The sequence below is a fragment of the Paraburkholderia caballeronis genome (assembly GCF_900104845.1).
Classification (GTDB): Bacteria; Pseudomonadota; Gammaproteobacteria; order Burkholderiales; family Burkholderiaceae; genus Paraburkholderia; species Paraburkholderia caballeronis.
Window position 1 is genome coordinate 2,249,524 of sequence record NZ_FNSR01000001.1, and the last position, 16,455, is coordinate 2,265,978.

14 protein-coding genes and 1 other RNA gene are annotated in these 16,455 nt (G+C 67.5%); 8 read left to right on the top strand and 7 right to left on the bottom strand.

Annotation, left to right across the window (positions count from 1 at the left end):
* Window positions 1-5: 5 nt before the first annotated feature.
* On the bottom strand, window positions 6-1,121 hold the full coding sequence (locus BLV92_RS10050; RefSeq protein ID WP_090546975.1) for a protein-L-isoaspartate(D-aspartate) O-methyltransferase: 1,116 nt from the start codon (window positions 1,119-1,121) through the stop codon (window positions 6-8).
* The gene (gene surE / locus BLV92_RS10055) at window positions 1,118-1,876 is read right to left on the bottom strand and encodes a 5'/3'-nucleotidase SurE (protein WP_090544551.1); all 759 of its coding nucleotides are present in this window, start codon (window positions 1,874-1,876) and stop codon (window positions 1,118-1,120) included. Before surE ends, BLV92_RS10050 begins: the two co-directional genes overlap by 4 nt.
* 203 nt (window positions 1,877-2,079) lie before the next feature.
* Here surE and BLV92_RS10060 point away from each other — a divergent pair, with 203 nt between their 5' ends.
* Complete coding sequence (locus tag BLV92_RS10060) at window positions 2,080-3,051, top strand: NADPH:quinone oxidoreductase family protein (protein ID WP_090544552.1); 972 nt, start codon at window positions 2,080-2,082, stop codon at window positions 3,049-3,051.
* Between the two features lie 66 nt (window positions 3,052-3,117).
* Here BLV92_RS10060 and BLV92_RS10065 read toward each other — a convergent pair whose 3' ends face one another.
* The 5 genes from BLV92_RS10065 to ffs form a co-directional block, all read right to left on the bottom strand.
* Entirely contained in the window at window positions 3,118-4,374 is a 1,257-nt protein-coding gene (locus BLV92_RS10065) for a CaiB/BaiF CoA transferase family protein (protein ID WP_090544553.1), read from the bottom strand.
* An 85-nt stretch (window positions 4,375-4,459) separates the two neighbouring features.
* A complete protein-coding gene (recR, locus tag BLV92_RS10070; RefSeq protein ID WP_090544554.1) occupies window positions 4,460-5,056 on the bottom strand; it encodes a recombination mediator RecR in 597 nt (198 codons plus the stop codon).
* A gap of 221 nt (window positions 5,057-5,277) precedes the next feature.
* Window positions 5,278-5,604 carry a YbaB/EbfC family nucleoid-associated protein gene (locus BLV92_RS10075; protein ID WP_090544555.1) on the bottom strand — a complete coding sequence of 109 codons (327 nt, stop codon included), beginning with the start codon at window positions 5,602-5,604 and terminating at the stop codon, window positions 5,278-5,280.
* Between the two features lie 70 nt (window positions 5,605-5,674).
* Entirely contained in the window at window positions 5,675-8,317 is a 2,643-nt protein-coding gene (locus BLV92_RS10080; RefSeq protein ID WP_090544556.1) for a DNA polymerase III subunit gamma/tau, read from the bottom strand.
* Between the two features lie 202 nt (window positions 8,318-8,519).
* Window positions 8,520-8,618: signal recognition particle sRNA small type (ffs, locus tag BLV92_RS10085), an RNA gene on the bottom strand.
* Window positions 8,619-9,049: 431 nt separating this feature from the next.
* Between ffs and trxA the strand changes: the two genes are divergently transcribed.
* From trxA to BLV92_RS10120, 7 genes are all read left to right on the top strand, one after another.
* Window positions 9,050-9,376: a thioredoxin TrxA gene (gene trxA, locus BLV92_RS10090; protein ID WP_027797264.1), complete on the top strand. Its 327-nt coding sequence runs from the start codon at window positions 9,050-9,052 to the stop codon at window positions 9,374-9,376.
* A gap of 230 nt (window positions 9,377-9,606) precedes the next feature.
* On the top strand, window positions 9,607-10,869 hold the full coding sequence (gene rho, locus BLV92_RS10095) for a transcription termination factor Rho (protein WP_090544557.1): 1,263 nt from the start codon (window positions 9,607-9,609) through the stop codon (window positions 10,867-10,869).
* Window positions 10,870-11,056: 187 nt separating this feature from the next.
* Window positions 11,057-11,605 carry a MerR family transcriptional regulator gene (locus BLV92_RS10100; protein ID WP_090544558.1) on the top strand — a complete coding sequence of 183 codons (549 nt, stop codon included), beginning with the start codon at window positions 11,057-11,059 and terminating at the stop codon, window positions 11,603-11,605.
* Window positions 11,602-13,158 carry an MFS transporter gene (locus BLV92_RS10105; protein WP_090544559.1) on the top strand — a complete coding sequence of 519 codons (1,557 nt, stop codon included), beginning with the start codon at window positions 11,602-11,604 and terminating at the stop codon, window positions 13,156-13,158. The genes BLV92_RS10100 and BLV92_RS10105 overlap by 4 nt, the downstream gene beginning before the upstream one ends.
* A gap of 16 nt (window positions 13,159-13,174) precedes the next feature.
* Complete coding sequence (locus BLV92_RS10110) at window positions 13,175-14,008, top strand: M90 family metallopeptidase (RefSeq protein ID WP_090544560.1); 834 nt, start codon at window positions 13,175-13,177, stop codon at window positions 14,006-14,008.
* Window positions 14,009-14,181: 173 nt separating this feature from the next.
* Window positions 14,182-14,445, top strand: coding sequence for a type B 50S ribosomal protein L31 (locus BLV92_RS10115; RefSeq protein WP_090544561.1), 264 nt, complete (start codon window positions 14,182-14,184; stop codon window positions 14,443-14,445).
* Between the two features lie 248 nt (window positions 14,446-14,693).
* Entirely contained in the window at window positions 14,694-16,451 is a 1,758-nt protein-coding gene (locus tag BLV92_RS10120) for an ArnT family glycosyltransferase (RefSeq protein WP_090544562.1), read from the top strand.
* Window positions 16,452-16,455: the final 4 nt, after the last annotated feature.

A 16,455-nucleotide genomic window follows, 5' to 3' on the forward strand; every position in this document is an offset into this window, starting at 1 on the left:
CGGTTTCAAATCACTCCGGATTTTAAGGGTACAAAGAAAACGCGATCAAGCCGCGACTCCCGCCACTGCGCGGGACCGGTGCGCTCGACGAGCGTCAGCACCTGCGTCGCCTCACCCGACGCGTCGGTCCCCGCGGCAACCGGCGCGACGAGCCGGCCGCCGATCGCGAGCTGTTCGAGCAGCGCCTGCGGCACCTCGAAGCCCGCGGCCGCGATCACGATCGCGTCGAACGGCGCGGCCGACGGCAGGCCGAGCCGCCCGTCGCCGTAGTGCAGCCGGATGTTCGGGATGCGCAGCGGACGCAGGTTCGTCTTCGCGCGCTCGTACAACGGCTTGATGCGTTCGATCGAATACACGTCGCGCGCGATCTGGCTCAGCACCGCGGCCTGATAACCGCAGCCGGTGCCGATCTCCAGCACGCGAGGCAGTTCGCGGCCCGCGCCGGCGAGTTCGAGCATCCGCGCGACGACCGACGGCTTCGAGATCGTCTGGTGATGACCGATCGGCAGCGCCGCATCTTCATACGCCTGCGCAGCGAGGCCGGGATCGACGAACATGTGGCGCGGCACCGTCGCGAGCGCCTGCAGGACGCGCGTATCGGTGATGCCGTTCGAACGCAGGCGTTCGACCATGCGTTCCCGCACCCGTTCCGACGTCAGCGCGAGTGCGCCGTTCAGCGCAACGCCGGGCGCGCCGGCCGACGGCGCGGCGGCGCGCGGCGCGAACGCCTGCGTGAAATCGTTGCGGGAAGGCGCGGCGCGAACGCCGCCGGGACGCGCGCCGCCGCTGGCGGAGGGGACCGCGCCGTTGCGTGCCGTCGTCGAAGGCCGCGCGCGGGCCGTCGGCTTGTTCGCGGCGGGCAACGGCGTCGCGGGTTTCTGCGCCGGCGCGACGCGCGCGGTGCCGGGCGTCGCCGCATCCGCGCGCCGCACCGGCGACGCCGCCACGCCCCCGCCCGTGGCGGAAGCGCGGGGACGCGCCTGCGCGGTCGCCGACGTCGTGCTCTTGCCCGCGCCGGACGGCTGCGCGCGCGACTCGCCCGGACGCTCGTCGCGCCGGCGCGGTTCGCGCACGAGATCCGCGAGTCCCAGCGGGAAACGCCTGGTGCGCTCGCCGGTCATGAATCGCCGCCGCCCGCGCGCGCCCATTCGCGCGCGGCGGGCAGCATCTGCGTGTGAGTCAGGTCGAGTTGCAGCGGCGTGATCGACACGTGTCCGTTCAACACTGCGTGGAAGTCCGTGCCTTCGCTCGCGTCGCGGGCGCTGCCCGACGGGCCGATCCAGTAGATCGGCTCGCCGCGCGGATTGGTCTCGCGAATCACCGGCTGCGACGGATGGCGCTTGCCGAGGCGCGTGACGCGCCAGTCGCCGAGCTGGTCGTACGGCAGGTTCGGAATGTTCACGTTCAGCAACGGATGGCCGGGCAGCGGATGGTCGAGGTAATGCGCGACGATGTCGGCCGCGACGCGCGCGGCGTCGCCGAGGTGCGTCCAGTCCTTGTCGACGAGCGAGAACGCGATCGCCGGCAGGCCGAACATGATGCCCTCGGTCGCCGCCGCGACGGTGCCCGAATACAGCGTGTCCTCGCCCATGTTCTGCCCGTTGTTGATGCCGGACACCACGAGGTCGGGCATCGTGTCGAGCATGCCGGTCAGCGCGATGTGCACCGAGTCGGTCGGCGTGCCGTTCACGTAGTAGAAGCCGTTCGCCGAACGCAGCACCGACAGCGGCCGCCATAGCGTAAGCGAGTTCGATGCGGCGCTGCAGTTCTGCTCGGGCGCCACCACCGTGACCTCGGCGAGCGGCCGCAGCGCTTCGTACAGCGCGGCGAGACCGGGTGCGAGGTATCCGTCGTCGTTGCTGAGTAGTATTCGCATCAGCGGATTGTAACCGAGGAAGAATGGCGCGCGAACGACAGCCCAACGCGCATGCGCGTCTGCATGCGCGTCTGCATGTGCGTCTGCATGTGCGTCTGCTACCCATCGTTTCGAACGATCGTTCGCACGCCCGGCGGATTGCCGTACACTGTCGTGCGAATTCCGGCCGCCGGACCAACCACAAGCCCACTGAAGGAGACACGATGCGCGCGATCCGCTGCAACCAGTACGGCCCTCCCGACACGCTGACGCTCGAAGACCTGCCCGAGCTCCAGCCGCCCCCGGGCAAAGTCGTGATCGACGTGAAGGCCGCGAGCGTGAATTTCCCCGACGTGCTGATCATCGAGAACAGGTACCAGGTGAAGCCGCCGCTGCCGTTCACGCCGGGCGCCGAAGCCGCGGGCATCGTGCGCGCGGTGGGCGAAGGCGTGACGCTCAGGCCCGGCACGCGCGTCGTCGCGTATGTCGGACAGGGCGGCTTCGCGGAACAGGCGATCGCGGACGCGTCGGCGTGCGTGGTGCTGCCGGACAGGGCCGACTTCGCGACGGCCGCCGCCTTCACGCTGGCCTATGGGACGTCGCATCACGCGGTCGTCGATCGCGGCGCACTGCGCGCCGGCGAGACGATGCTCGTGCTCGGCGCGGCGGGCGGCGTCGGCCTCGCGGCGGTCGAGATCGGCAAGGTGCTCGGCGCGCGCGTGATCGCGGCGGCGTCGAGCGACGACAAGCTCGACGTGTGCCGCCGCCACGGCGCGGACGCGACGATCAATTACGCGACCGAAGACCTGCGCGAGCGCGTGAAGGCGCTGACCGACGGCAAGGGACCGGACGTGATCTACGATCCGGTCGGCGGCGTGTATGCGGAGCCCGCGTTTCGCAGCATCGGCTGGCGCGGGCGCTATCTGGTCGTCGGTTTCGCGAACGGCGAGATCCCGAAGCTGCCGCTGAACCTCGCGCTGCTGAAGGGCGCGAGCATCGTCGGCGTGTTCTGGGGCGACTTCGCGCGGCGCGAACCGGAGCGCAACGCGGCCGCGTTCGCGCAGATGCTCGGCTGGATCGACGAAGGCAAGCTGAAGCCGTATGTGTCGAAGCGGTATGCGCTCGCGGATACGCCGCAGGCGCTCGCGGACATGGCCGCGCGGCAGGTGACCGGGAAGATCGTGATCGAGCCGTAAGCGGAACGCGCGGCGCATCGGGGGAGCGATGCGCCGCCGACGGTTATCGCCGGGCGCGGCTGGGTATCAGATCACCTGTTGCGCCCGCAACCGCGCAATATACTCGACGTCATAACCGAGCGACCGCAGCACTTCGTCGGTATGCTCGCCCAGTTCCGGACCGAGCCAGCGCGTTCCGCCCGGCGTTTCGGAAAACTTCGGCGTGACCGCCGGCAACGCGACGTCGACCTCGCCGCGCCAGCGGAACTGCTGGATCATCTGGCGCGCGACGTACTGCGGGTCCGTGAACATGTCCGCGACGCTGTAGATGCGTCCGGCCGGCACGTCGGCCGCGTTCAGCACCGCGAGCGCATCGTCGATCGAGCGTTCCGCGAGCCACGCGGCGATCGCGCCGTCGATCTCCTGCGTGCGAGGCACGCGGCCGTCGTTGTGCGCAAGATCGGGATCGTTCGCGAGATCGTCGCGGCCGATCGCAATCATCAGCCGCCTGAAGATCGGATCGCTGTTGCCGCCGATCACGATGCTGCCGTCGCGGCACGGATAGGTGTTCGACGGCACGATGCCCGGCAGCGACGCGCCGGTGCGCTCGCGCACCATCCCGTAGACGCCGTACTCGGGCACCACGCTTTCCATCATGTTGAACACGGCCTCGTACAGCGCGACGTCCACCACCTGGCCGCTGCCGCCGTTCACGTTACGGTGATGCAGCGCCATCAGCGCGCCGATCACGCCGTGCAACGCCGCAATCGAATCGCCGATCGAGATGCCGATGCGCGGCGGCGGCTGGTCCGGATAACCGGTGATGTGGCGCAGCCCGCCCATCGACTCCGCGATCGCGCCGAAACCCGGCCGGTCGCGATAAGGCCCGGTCTGCCCGTAGCCGGACAGGCGCACCATCACGAGCCCCGGGTTCTCCTTCGCGAGCACGTCGTAGCCGAGGCCGAGCTTGTCGAGCAGGCCGGGCCGGAAGTTCTCGATCACGACGTCGGCTTCCTTCGCGAGCCGCCGCACGATCTCCTTGCCTTCGTCGGCCTTCAGGTTCACGGTGACCGACTTCTTGTTGCGCGCCTGCACCGCCCACCACAGCGACGTGCCGCCCGCTTCCGGCCACAGCTTGCGCCACTTGCGCAGCGGGTCGCCGCCCTTCGGGTCTTCGATCTTGATGACGTCCGCGCCGAACTCGCCGAACAGGCGCGCGGCGAACGGGCCGGCGATCAGCGTGCCGAGTTCGAGCACCTTCACGCCGGCGAGCGGGCCGCTCGCGCGTGCGGCTGCGCCGCCCGCTTCGGCGGACGCGGACTCGGGGGATGGGGCTGCGCTCATGAAGTCTCCTTGCGTTCTTTGCCGATTCCGCCGGTTGGCGCGGCGTGTATCCGGCCGAGCGGTTCAGTCCGGCCAGCAGCAGCGGCTACATCGAGCGGCGGTCGAGCATCGCGCGGGCGATCGTGCCCGCGTCCACGTATTCGAGTTCGCCGCCGACCGGCACGCCGCGCGCGAGCCGCGTGACGGCGAGGCCGCGCGCCTTCAGCGTCTGGCCCAGGTAATGCGCGGTCGCTTCGCCTTCGTTCGTGAAGTTCGTCGCGAGCACGACCTCCTTCACGATGCCGTCCGACGCGCGCTTCACGAGCCGGTCGAAATGGATTTCCTTCGGGCCGATGCCGTCGAGCGGGCTCAGGTGTCCCATCAACACGAAATAAAGCCCGCGATACGTCATCGTCTGTTCGAGCATGATCTGGTCGGCCGGCGTTTCGACGACGCACAGCAGCGTCGGATCGCGCTCGTCGTCGAGGCACGTCTCGCAGATTCGCGCCTCGGTGAACGTATTGCACTTCTCGCAGTGCCGCAGATGCCCGGTCGCGAACGTCAGCGCGCGGCCGAGCTTTTCCGCGCCTTCGCGGTCGTGCTGCATCAGGTGATAGGCCATGCGCTGCGCCGACTTCGGCCCGACGCCGGGCAGCGCGCGCAGCGCTTCGACGAGCGCCGCCAGGGCGGAAGGTTGTTTCATGCTGAATCGGCGAGACGGATCGGTGGGTTCGGGTGTCGAGGGTGACGGTGCGGCGGACGGCTGGCCGGCCCCCGGGTCACAACAGCATCATGCAGGCAGTGGCGCTGCGCATGCCGAAGCGACGCGATACGCGATATGTCGATGCGGACGCGACGGCTCAGTGGCCCCCAAGCGCCCCCGGCCATGTCGCGCCGGCTCCAGCCAGCGCCCGCGCGCAACGCTCAGAACGGCAGCTTGAAGCCCGGCGGCATCGGCAGGCCGGCGGTCATGCTGCCCATCTTTTCCTGCGACGTCGCTTCGGCCTTGCGCACCGCGTCGTTGAACGCCGCGGCGACGAGGTCTTCGAGCATGTCCTTGTCGTCCGCGAGCAGGCTCGGATCGATCGACACGCGGCGCACGTCGTTGCGGCAGGTCATCGTCACCTTCACAAGACCCGCGCCGGCCTGGCCCTCGACCTCGATCTGCGCGAGCTGCTCCTGCATCTTCTTCATGTTTTCCTGCATCTGCTGGGCCTGCTTCATCAGCCCGGCGAGTTGGCCTTTCATCATCTTCGCTGCTCCTTCTGAATCGTGAAAACGGGAATCCGGCGCGTCCGCAGCGGGCGGACGCACCCGTCAATCAATGGGTGGCCTGCGCGCCGCGCGACCCGGCGGCGTCCGGCGACAGCGGGCGGATCGAACCGGGCACGATGCTCGCGCCAAAGTCGCGGATCAACTGCTGCACGAACGGATCGGAGCCAATCTCGCGCTCGGCGTCGCGCTGGCGCTCGGCGCGCGCGGCGGCGTCGAGCGCGGCGGCCGTGCGGCGCGCGGGTCCGACCTCGACCGCGACGTCGACCGGTTTGCCGAGCCGCTCCGCGAGCGCCGCCTTCAGCTTCGCGACCTGCGAGGCCTCCGCGTACTGCGGCACCGGCACGCTGAGCTTCAGCGTCGAGCCGTCGAGCGCGGTCAGTTCGCTGTTGAACGCGAGCTGGAACGAGATGCCCTTTAGCGGCAGCGTCGCGGCGAGCGCGGGCCAGTCGCCTTCGAAACCGATCGCGTCGAGCGGGATGCCCGGCGGCAGCTTGCTCACGTCGACGACGACAGCGGCCGGCGCGGCGGAAGCCGCAGCCGGACGCGCGGACGGCTCGCTGTCGAACACCGGCACGAAGCCGTCGTCGGGCGGCGCGAAATACGCGTCGTCGGCGCCGGCCGGCACGTAGTCGTCCGGCGGAATGTCGTCCCACGGCGGCGCGCCGCCCGCGTCCTGCGACGGCGCGCTGCGTGCGGGCTGGCGAGCGGTCGCTTCCTGCATCGCGGCTGCGCGGCGGGCCGGGTCGGGCTTCGGCACGGGGACCGCGACGCGCGGCGCCGCTTTCGGCGCGGCTACGGGCGTGGGGCTCGCGGCAGGTGTCGCCCCAGAGGCACGGCCGCCGCGATCGCCCGACAGCCTCATGCCGGCGTTGCGCAGTACGTCGAGCGCCGCGCCCGCGCCGCTGCGGCGGCCGGTTGCGGACTGTGGGGCGGTTTCGTCGCCAGCGGAAGCGTCGGCGTTCGCTGTCGGCAGGTCGTCGCTGTCAGCGGAAGTCGCGGCTAACCGCTCTTCGACAACCTGTATCGCGGCACTTGCGAGGGGCTGATCGCCAACGGCGGAAGTCGCGATTTCCTCGCTGGAGGGATACTTGTCCTCGACGGCAGGCGCTGCAACCGGCTCAGCGGAACGCCCACTCTCCGGCTGGTTCGTTGCCGATGCGGACGGAGGTTCGGCGTCCACCCCGTTGCCGTCCGTTGCCGATGATGCGGCGGACTCGACCTCCCACGGAGGCGTCGGCAAAACCGTTGCGGCAGGTGTTGCGCCGGCCGTTTCCCGCGTCGACGAAGGCGTACTTTCAACCACCTCCTTCAAGACCGCTGGCTCACCCTCGCTATCGTCATCGGACGACGGTTTCGCATCCGACGCGACCGTTTCAGGTACCGCCTCGCGTTGCGCGGGTTGTGGCCCCGGCTGCGCGACAGCCGCGCGCGGCGCTGGCGCATCGGCGGCGACGGCACGCGTCTGCGCAACTTCATTCGTGACCGCACGCGTTGTTCCTGCCGCAACCCCGCGAGCCGAGGCCAGCGCCGGCGCAGCCGCACGTCCGCCAGCAGCCGCCGCGCCCGGCTTCGACACCGGCGCGCTGCCCGCACCGCCGGCCGCAATCGAAGGCTCGAACGCGAGCATCCGCAGCAGCGTCATCGTGAAACCCGCGTATTCGTCCGGCGCGAGCCCGAGTTCGCTGCGGCCCAGCGTGGCGATCTGATAGAAAAGCTGCACCTGCTCCGCGTTCAGCACTTCAGCGAAGCGGCGCAGATCGGCCGCCTCCGGCCATTCGTCGAGCACCGACGCCGGCGAGAACTGCGCCCATGCGATGCGGTGGAACAGGCTCGCGAGATCCTGCAACGCGGTCGAGAACGACAGGCTGCGCAGCGCCATCTCGTCGGCGATCGCGAGCACCGCCGCGCCGTCGCCGGCGACGAGCGCGTCGATCAGCCGGATCAGATAACTCTGGTCGAGCGCGCCGAGCATCCCGCGCACGGCTTCCTCGGTCACCTGGTTCGCCGAATACGCGATCGCCTGATCGGTCAACGACAGCGCGTCGCGCATCGAGCCGTCGGCCGCGCGCGCGAGGAGCCGCAGCGCCTGCGATTCGAACGCGACCTGCTCCTCGCCGAGAATCCGTTCGAGGTGCGACACGATATGACCGGCCAGCATCTGCTTCAGGTTGAACTGCAGGCAGCGCGACAGCACCGTCACCGGAATCTTCTGCGGATCGGTCGTCGCGAGGATGAACTTCACATGCGGCGGCGGCTCTTCGAGCGTCTTCAGCATCGCGTTGAACGCGTGGTTCGTCAGCATGTGCACTTCGTCGATCATGTAGACCTTGAAGCGCGCATCGACCGGCGCGTACACCGCGCGCTCCAGCAGCGCGGCCATTTCATCGACGCCGCGGTTGCTCGCCGCGTCCATCTCGACGTAATCGACGAAGCGGCCTTCGTCGATCTCGCGGCACGCGCGACACACGCCGCACGGCGTCGAGGTCACGCCGGTCTCGCAGTTGAGCGCCTTCGCGAAGATCCGCGACAGCGTCGTCTTGCCGACGCCGCGCGTGCCGGTGAACAGATACGCATGATGCAGGCGGCCGCCGTCGAGCGCATGCGTGAGCGCGCGCACCACGTGCTCCTGTCCGACGAGCGAAGCGAAATCCTTCGGTCGCCACTTGCGTGCGAGAACTTGATAGGTCATCCGGAAATTGTATCAGCAACGCCCGCGCGCACCGATGAATCGCCGGGCCACCGAAACGCCGACCAGACACGGGATTCGCGCATGCGCGATCGCTTCGCGGCCGCACATTGCCGGGTGCTGATGCGATGTCCAACTGGATCGAATGTTCCGCGAGAAAAGGCGAATGCCAAAGAAAGGCGAATGCCAAAGCGGAAAAGAGGAAGGTGACGAGCCCGACCCTCGGCACTGGTGGAAAACGGCTGTGGCTGCTTCGTTCCCGACCTGACCAGGTTGACCGCCCCTCCATGCGAGGAGGCCCGTCACGTCGCATTCTAACATCGGTCGCGCTGCAATGCGACAGGCGGCCCGAGAAAAGTCGCCGGCCCCCTTGCAGCCGCATTGGACAACGCTATATAGGAAGCGTGACTTTGCCGTCGAAAACGCGTCGGCGACGTGCAGCGAACACGCGCGAAACCGGCGCACGGAACGTTATGTGCACGGTTCTGTACGCGAGGTAACCCTGCTACCGACATGCGTACTATCACCGTCGGCAGCGCATAGTGATTTAGGCTAAACTGGCGTCAAAATTTCATCGGGACGGAACGGCGGCATGCCAAAACGCCCCGATGAGGCGGCGGGAAACACCCGCCCCGCGGACGGAACAAGACCCGCCCACCCCCGGATAATTTTTTGGTTTTGGTGTATCGTGGCGGGCAATTCAGTCAGCCTCGATTCGGAAGAGGTATTCATACAATGAGCGAACAAATCAAGCATATCAGCGACGCATCGTTCGAACAGGACGTCGTGAAATCCGACAAGCCGGTGTTGCTGGACTTCTGGGCCGAATGGTGCGGCCCGTGCAAGATGATCGCGCCGATCCTCGACGAAGTCGCGAAGGATTATGGCGATCGCCTGCAAATCGCGAAGATCAACGTGGACGAGCATCAATCGACGCCGGTGAAGTTCGGCGTGCGCGGCATCCCGACGCTGATCCTCTTCAAAAACGGCGCAGTCGCCGCGCAGAAGGTCGGCGCACTGTCGAAGTCGCAGCTGACCGCTTTCCTGGACAGCCACCTGTAACTGGCCGCAGGGCCTGCGCGCCCGCTGTGCGCAGGCTCGCAGTCCGTGTTGTCCATCGGCAACACGGACATTGAAAACATGCTGGAAGGCCGCACTGGCGGCTTTTCGCATGTGCTATGCTAGAATTCATAAAGCGCTGGACAGGCGCATAAAAGTCTTTCGAGCGGTTCCGCTCACTTCTTTCCTCCCAGACTCCATTTCGTCGCACTCCTCCCCGGCGGGTTCTCCGTATGCATTTATCCGAGCTTAAGTCTCTGCACGTGTCCGAATTGATCGAGATGGCGAATGGCCTCGAGATCGAAAGTGCGAACCGCCTGCGCAAGCAGGAGTTGATGTTCGCGATTCTCAAGAGGCGCGCCAAGACGGGCGAAACGATCTTCGGTGACGGCACGCTCGAAGTGCTGCCGGACGGGTTCGGCTTTTTGCGCTCGCCGGAAACCTCGTACCTCGCGAGCACGGACGACATCTACATCAGCCCGTCGCAGATCCGCCGCTTCAACCTGCATACCGGCGACACGATCGAAGGCGAAGTGCGCACGCCGAAGGACGGCGAACGCTACTTCGCGCTGGTGAAGGTCGACAAGGTCAACGGCCAGCCGCCGGAGGCGTCGAAGCACAAGATCATGTTCGAGAACCTCACGCCGCTGCACCCGAACAAGGTGCTGCTGCTGGAGCGCGAGATGCGCGGCGAGGAGAACGTGACGGGCCGCATCATCGACATGATCGCGCCGATCGGCAAGGGCCAGCGCGGCCTGCTGGTCGCGTCGCCGAAGTCCGGCAAGACCGTGATGCTTCAGCACATCGCGCACGCGATCAAGCAGAACCATCCGGACGTCGTGCTGTTCGTGCTGCTGATCGACGAGCGGCCGGAAGAAGTGACGGAAATGCAGCGTTCGGTCGCCGGCGAAGTAATCGCGTCGACGTTCGACGAACCGGCCGCGCGTCACGTGCAGGTCGCCGAAATGGTGATCGAGAAGGCGAAGCGCCTCGTCGAAATGAAGCACGACGTCGTGATCCTGCTCGACTCGATCACGCGTCTCGCGCGCGCATACAACACGGTCGTGCCGGCGTCGGGCAAGGTGCTCACGGGCGGTGTCGACGCGAACGCGCTGCAGCGTCCGAAGCGTTTCTTCGGCGCGGCGCGCAACATCGAGGAAGGCGGCTCGCTGACGATCATCGGCACCGCGCTGATCGAAACCGGCAGCCGCATGGACGACGTGATCTACGAAGAGTTCAAGGGCACCGGCAACATGGAAGTGCACCTCGAACGCCGCCTCGCGGAAAAGCGCGTGTATCCGTCGATCAACCTGAACAAGTCGGGCACGCGTCGCGAAGAACTGCTGATCAAGCCGGACATCCTGCAGAAGATCTGGGTGCTGCGCAAGTTCATCCACGACATGGACGAAGTCGAATCGATGGAATTCCTGCTCGACAAGATCCGCCAGACGAAGAGCAATTCCGAGTTCTTCGAGATGATGCGCCGCGGCGGCTAAGCCCTACCGCTGCGCCATCCGCACACGAAAACGCCACGGCTTGCCGTGGCGTTTTTCATTTCGGCCGCAGCCACCAGCAAACCTCTTCGCCGCCGCCGCCCAAACCTGTACGTGTACGTCCACGTTTCGCTATAATCGCCGCCAGCTTCACGCAGGTTCAACCGCGCACGTCCAACGGAGGCCACCCGTGTCGAAGGAAAAGGATTCCGCCGCGCTGCTCACCGTCCGCGACGCGGCCGTGCGTCTGCAGGTCACGCCGCGCACGCTGAAGTATTACGAAGAACGCGGCCTCGTCACGCCGTCGCGCAGCGAAGGCCGCTACCGGCTGTACAGGGAAGAGGACATCGAGCGGTTCGCGCGCATCCTGCGGCTGCGTGCGCTCGGGTTCTCGCTGCATGGGATCACCGAAATGCTGAAGCGGCCGGTCGAGCCGAACGAAAGCGGCAGCAACCGCTATTCGCTCGAATCGTTGCAGCAGATCGGCGCGGCGCTCCGGCAGCAGGTCGAAACGCTCGACGCGCGGATCGCGTCGGTGCGCCACGAACTGAAAGAAGCGCAGACGGTGCGCGCCGAACTGATGCACGACCTCGACTATGTGCAGCGTCGCCTCGCCGGCGAAAACGCGGATACGCTGATCGACGAACGGCTCGCCGCCACGCGCCGCCGCCGCGCGAAGCAGCACTACGCCACACCCTCCGCGCCGCGCGGCAAGCGCCGCGGCGACGAATCCGCATGAGTCCCGCCGCGCAGCGCGAGCCTCTCTTCAGCGCCGCCCGGCTGCGCGGCGACTTCTACCCGTGGGTGCTCGCGGTCGCGACCGGCCTCGACTACTTCGACAACGCGATCTTCTCGTTCTTCGCGAGCTACATCGCGGGCGGCATCAACGCGTCGCCGGACGAACTCGTGTGGTCGTCGAGTACGTATGCGGTCGCTGCGGTGCTCGGCATCCTGCAACAGCAATGGTGGGTCGAGCGCGTCGGCTACCGGCGCTATGTCGGCGGCTGCCTGCTGTTCTACGCGGCCGGATCGGTCGCCGCGGCGCTGTGCGAAACGTCGGTCGAACTGGCATTCGCGCGCGGCCTGCAAGGCTACTTCATCGGCCCGATGATGGGCACCTGCCGCATCCTGATCCAGTTGTCGTTCACGCCGCAGCAGCGTCCCGTCGCGACGCGCGCGTTCCTGATCCTGATCGTGCTGTCGAGCGCGCTCGCGCCGCTCGCCGGCGGCCTGCTCGTTTCGCACTTCGACTGGCGCATGCTGTTCGCGTGCACCGCGCCGGCCGGCGTGCTGTTCGCGGTGCTGGCGCTGCTCGCGCTGCCGGAAGCGGGCCACGTCGCACCCGAGGAGCGCGGCGAAGCGCATTTCTGGCCGTATATCCTGTTCGCGTTCGCCCAGGGCGCGTTGCAGATCGTGATGCAGCAGGTCCGCTTCGAACTGTTCAGCGCATCGCCCGGACTGATCCTGCTCACCGCCGCCGGCGTGCTGTCGCTCGGGTGGTTCGGCTGGCAGCAGTGGCATCATCCGAAGCCGCTGATGCGGCTCGCCGCGCTGCGCGACAAGACCTTCCAGGCCGGCCTCGTGCTGTACGTGTTCTATTACTACGAGACGACCGCGTTCAGCTATCTGATCTCGCGTTTCCTCGAAGGCGGACTCGGTTATCCGGTCGAGAACGCCGGGCGGCTCGTCGGCGTCACGTCGCTGATCTCCGCGACCGCCCTCTTCGCGTACTTCCGCTACGCGAAGCTGCTGCCGCGCAAGAAATGGATCATCGTGCCGGGTTTCGCGCTCGCCGCGTTCGCGGCCGCGTGGATGACGCGGCTCACGCCCGGCGTCGGCCAGTCGTGGCTCATCGCGCCGCTGCTGCTGCGCGGCCTGTTGCTGCTGTTCATCGTGCTGCCGGTCGCGAACCTGACGTTCCGCATCTTCGCGATCGACGAATTCACGCACGGCTACCGGCTGAAGAACATCGTCCGCCAGTTGACCTTTTCGTTCGCGACTGCCACTGTGATCATCGTCGAGCAGCACCGGCTCGCGCTGCACCAGGCGCGGCTCGCGGAAGCCGCGAATCCGTTCAATCCGGCGTTCCAGAGCACGTTCGCGACGCTCGCGCGCAGCTTCGAGCAGTTGGGCCGCGGCGCGGGCGAAGCACAAGGTCTCGCGCTCATCGAGATCGACCGGATGATCGCGCAGCAGGCGAGTTTTCTCAGTTCGCTCGACGGCTTTTATTTCCTGATCGGCGTTGCCGTCTGCGGCGGATTGTTCGCCGCCTGGCAAAAGCAGATCGACTGACCCGATACCCCAACCGATGCTTTCGAAACTGTCCCGCTGGTTCGATTCGCGCCGCCGCGAAAAGGCGCTGCGCACGTTCGCGATCGACGACGCACTATGGCAGGCGACGCTCGACGGCCTGCCGTTCCTCGCGCACCTCGACGCGCCCGATCTCGCGCGGCTGCGCGAGCTGACGAGCCTCTTCATCGCGCAGAAGGAGTTTTCGACCGCGCACGACCTCGAACTGACCGACCGGATGATCGTCGCGATCGCCGCGCAGGCGTCGCTGCCGGTGCTGAACCTGAGCCTCGACCTGTATCGCGGCTGGGTCGGCATCGTGGTGTATCCGGGCGAGTTCGTGATCCGCAAGACGGTGGAGGACGAGGACGGCGTCGTGCACGAGGTCGAGCACGACGCGAGCGGCGAGGCGTGGGAAGGCGGCCCGGTGATCCTGTCGTGGGAGGACGCGCAGATGACCGACGGCCTCGACGCGTACAACGTCGTGATCCACGAGTTCGCGCACAAGATCGACATGCTGAACGGCTACGCAGACGGCCATCCGCCGCTCTATCGCCGCTGGCACGCGCCGCTCGGCGACGACGCGTGGTCCGACGTGTTCGACCACGCGTACGACCAGTTCTGCGCGCATGTCGACGCGGTGCCGCAGCGGCGCTGGGCGCGCTTCGAGCGCGAATCGCTGATCGATCCGTATGCGGCCGACCATCCGTCCGAGTTCTTCGCGGTGTGCAGCGAGGCGCTGTTCGTGCAGCCGCATGCGTTCGAGGCCGAATATCCGGAGCTTTACCGGCTGCTCGCGCGTTATTACCGGCAGGACCCGGCCCGCGTCGGCGCGCTCGACCTGTCGGGCTGACCTCCACGCGCCGCCGGCCTGCGGCAAACGGCCGCCGAAAAAATCGCCAACCGGCTGATTTTCTGGCATAATCGCCGCTTTTCGACCTTAGGCAAGTGGCTCGTGCCGAGGCTGTACGAAGAACGTGCAGTTGGGCCGCGCGGGTTGGCTACCGCCAGATTAAAGGAACCATCATGAAAGAAGGCATTCACCCGGATTACCGCGAAGTCCTGTTCGTCGACGTGTCGAACGACTTCCGGTTCGTGACCCGCTCGACGATCCACACGCGCGAAACCGCCGAATTCAACGGCAAGACCTACCCGCTCGCGAAGATCGAAGTGTCGTCGGAATCGCACCCGTTCTACACCGGCACGCAGAAGATCATGGACACGGCCGGCCGCGTCGAGAAGTTCAACAAGAAGTTCGGCGCACGCGCTTCGGCGAAGATCGCGAAGTAAGTGTCGCGCGCCGGCTGCCAATGCCGGTCCCGCACGGAAAAAAGGGCAGCGTTCGCTGCCCTTTTTTTATCGCCGCCGACCGCCGGGTCGCCGCATCACCGTCGTCCGGCGCCCGCGCGATCCGCACCCGGCGTCCTGACGCGCGCGAGCCGGCGCGACTACAATGCCGGATGCTCCGGACCCTTTAGCGCGTCGCCGCGCGCGCCGGATGCGCGCCGCCGCCCCGCTCACCCGATTCTTCGTACTGCATGAAGCCAGCCGCCTTCCGACTGACCGCCTCCGCCACCAGCGCGCTGCCGCGCTGGCTCCTGTTTGCACTCTGCATCGTGTTCGCGTCGTTCGGGCTGTTCGGCCGCGACCCGTGGAAAAACGAGGACGCGGCCGGCTTCGGCGTGATGTGGACGATGGCCGGCGGCACGCCGCACGACTGGCTGCTGCCGAACCTCGTCGGCAAATACATCACCGAGGACGGCCCGCTCGGCTACTGGCCCGGCGCGCTGTCGATCCGCGCGCTGTCGCCGTGGGTCGACGCGAGCAACGCGTCGCGCGTCGCGACCGGCGTGCTGTTCTGCGTCGCGTGCGCGTTCGTCTGGTACAGCGCGTACCTGCTCGGCCGCCGCGCCGAGGTGCAGCCGTTCAAATACGCGTTCGGCGGCGAGCCCGAGCCGCGCGACTACGGCCGCACGCTCGCGGACGGCGCGGTGCTGATCCTGCTCGCGTGTTTCGGCCTAGCGGAGCGCGGCCACGAGACGACGCCGCAACTGATGCAGTTCGCCGGCATCGCGATGCTCGTGTACGGCCTCGTGCGCGCGATCGACAAGCCGGTACAGGGCTCGCTGTGGTGGGGCCTCGCGATCGGCGTCGTGATGCTGTCGAGCGGCCCGGTGCTGGGCGGCTCGCTGCTCGTCGGCACGCTCGCGATGCTGCTGATCGCGCCGGAAACGCGCTCGCGCTGGCTGCTGCTCGCGGGGCTGCCGGTCGCGCTCGCCGTGTCGCTGTCGTGGCCGCTCGCGGCGCTGCGCGCCTACCCGGACGACGCCGTCTGGTTCCTCAACCAGTGGGCGAATTCCAGCGCGAACGCGTTTTCCGGGCCGCCGAGCCCGGTGCTGCGCTACGCGGCGAAGAACCTGCCGCTCTTCACGTGGCCCGCGTGGCCGCTCGCGCTGTGGGCGTGGTTCAGCTGGAAGGGGCTGCGGCGCGCGCCGCACATCGCGATCCCGCTGTCGGTGATCGTGCCCCTCTTCATCCTCGTGATCGTGCAGAGCCACGAGACGAACCGCCTGTTCATGCTGGTGCTGCCCGCGCTCGCGACGCTCGCCGCGTTCGCGCTGCCCACGCTGAAGCGCGGCGCGATCAACGCGATCGACTGGTTCGCGGTGTTGAGCTTCACGATCCTCGGCACGTTCGTGTGGCTCGTGTGGCTCGCCGGGATGATCGGCTTCCCGGCGCCGATGGCGCGCAACCTCGCGCGGCTCGTGCCGGGTTTCGTGCCGCAGTTCAACATCCTGTCGTTCATGCTCGCGGTCGCGGTGACGCTCGGCTGGTTCGCGCTCGTGCAGTGGCGCGTCGCGCGGCATCCGAAGGTGCTGTGGCGCAGCGTCGTGCTGTCGAGCGGCGGCACCACGCTGATGTGGGTGCTGCTGATGACGCTGTGGCTGCCGGTCGTCAACTACAGCCGCACGTATCGCGACGTCGCGCAGCAGATCGCGACCCATCTGCCCGACGACTATTCGTGCATCTCGCCGGTGCGCCTCGGCAACGCGCAGATCGCGACGTTCGCGTACTTCGGCAACATGCACTTCTCGTTCGACGAGGACTGCGACGTGATCCTGCGCCAGGACACCCAGGACTACACCGACCCGAGCCCGATGCCGGACTACATCTGGAAGATGGTATGGGAAGGCCGCCGCGCGGCCGACCGCGACGAGCGGTTCCGGCTGTACGTGCGCGTCGACCGGCCGAAGCCGCCGCCGAAGCCCCGCCCGTGGCGCAAGCGTCCGCGCTGAGACG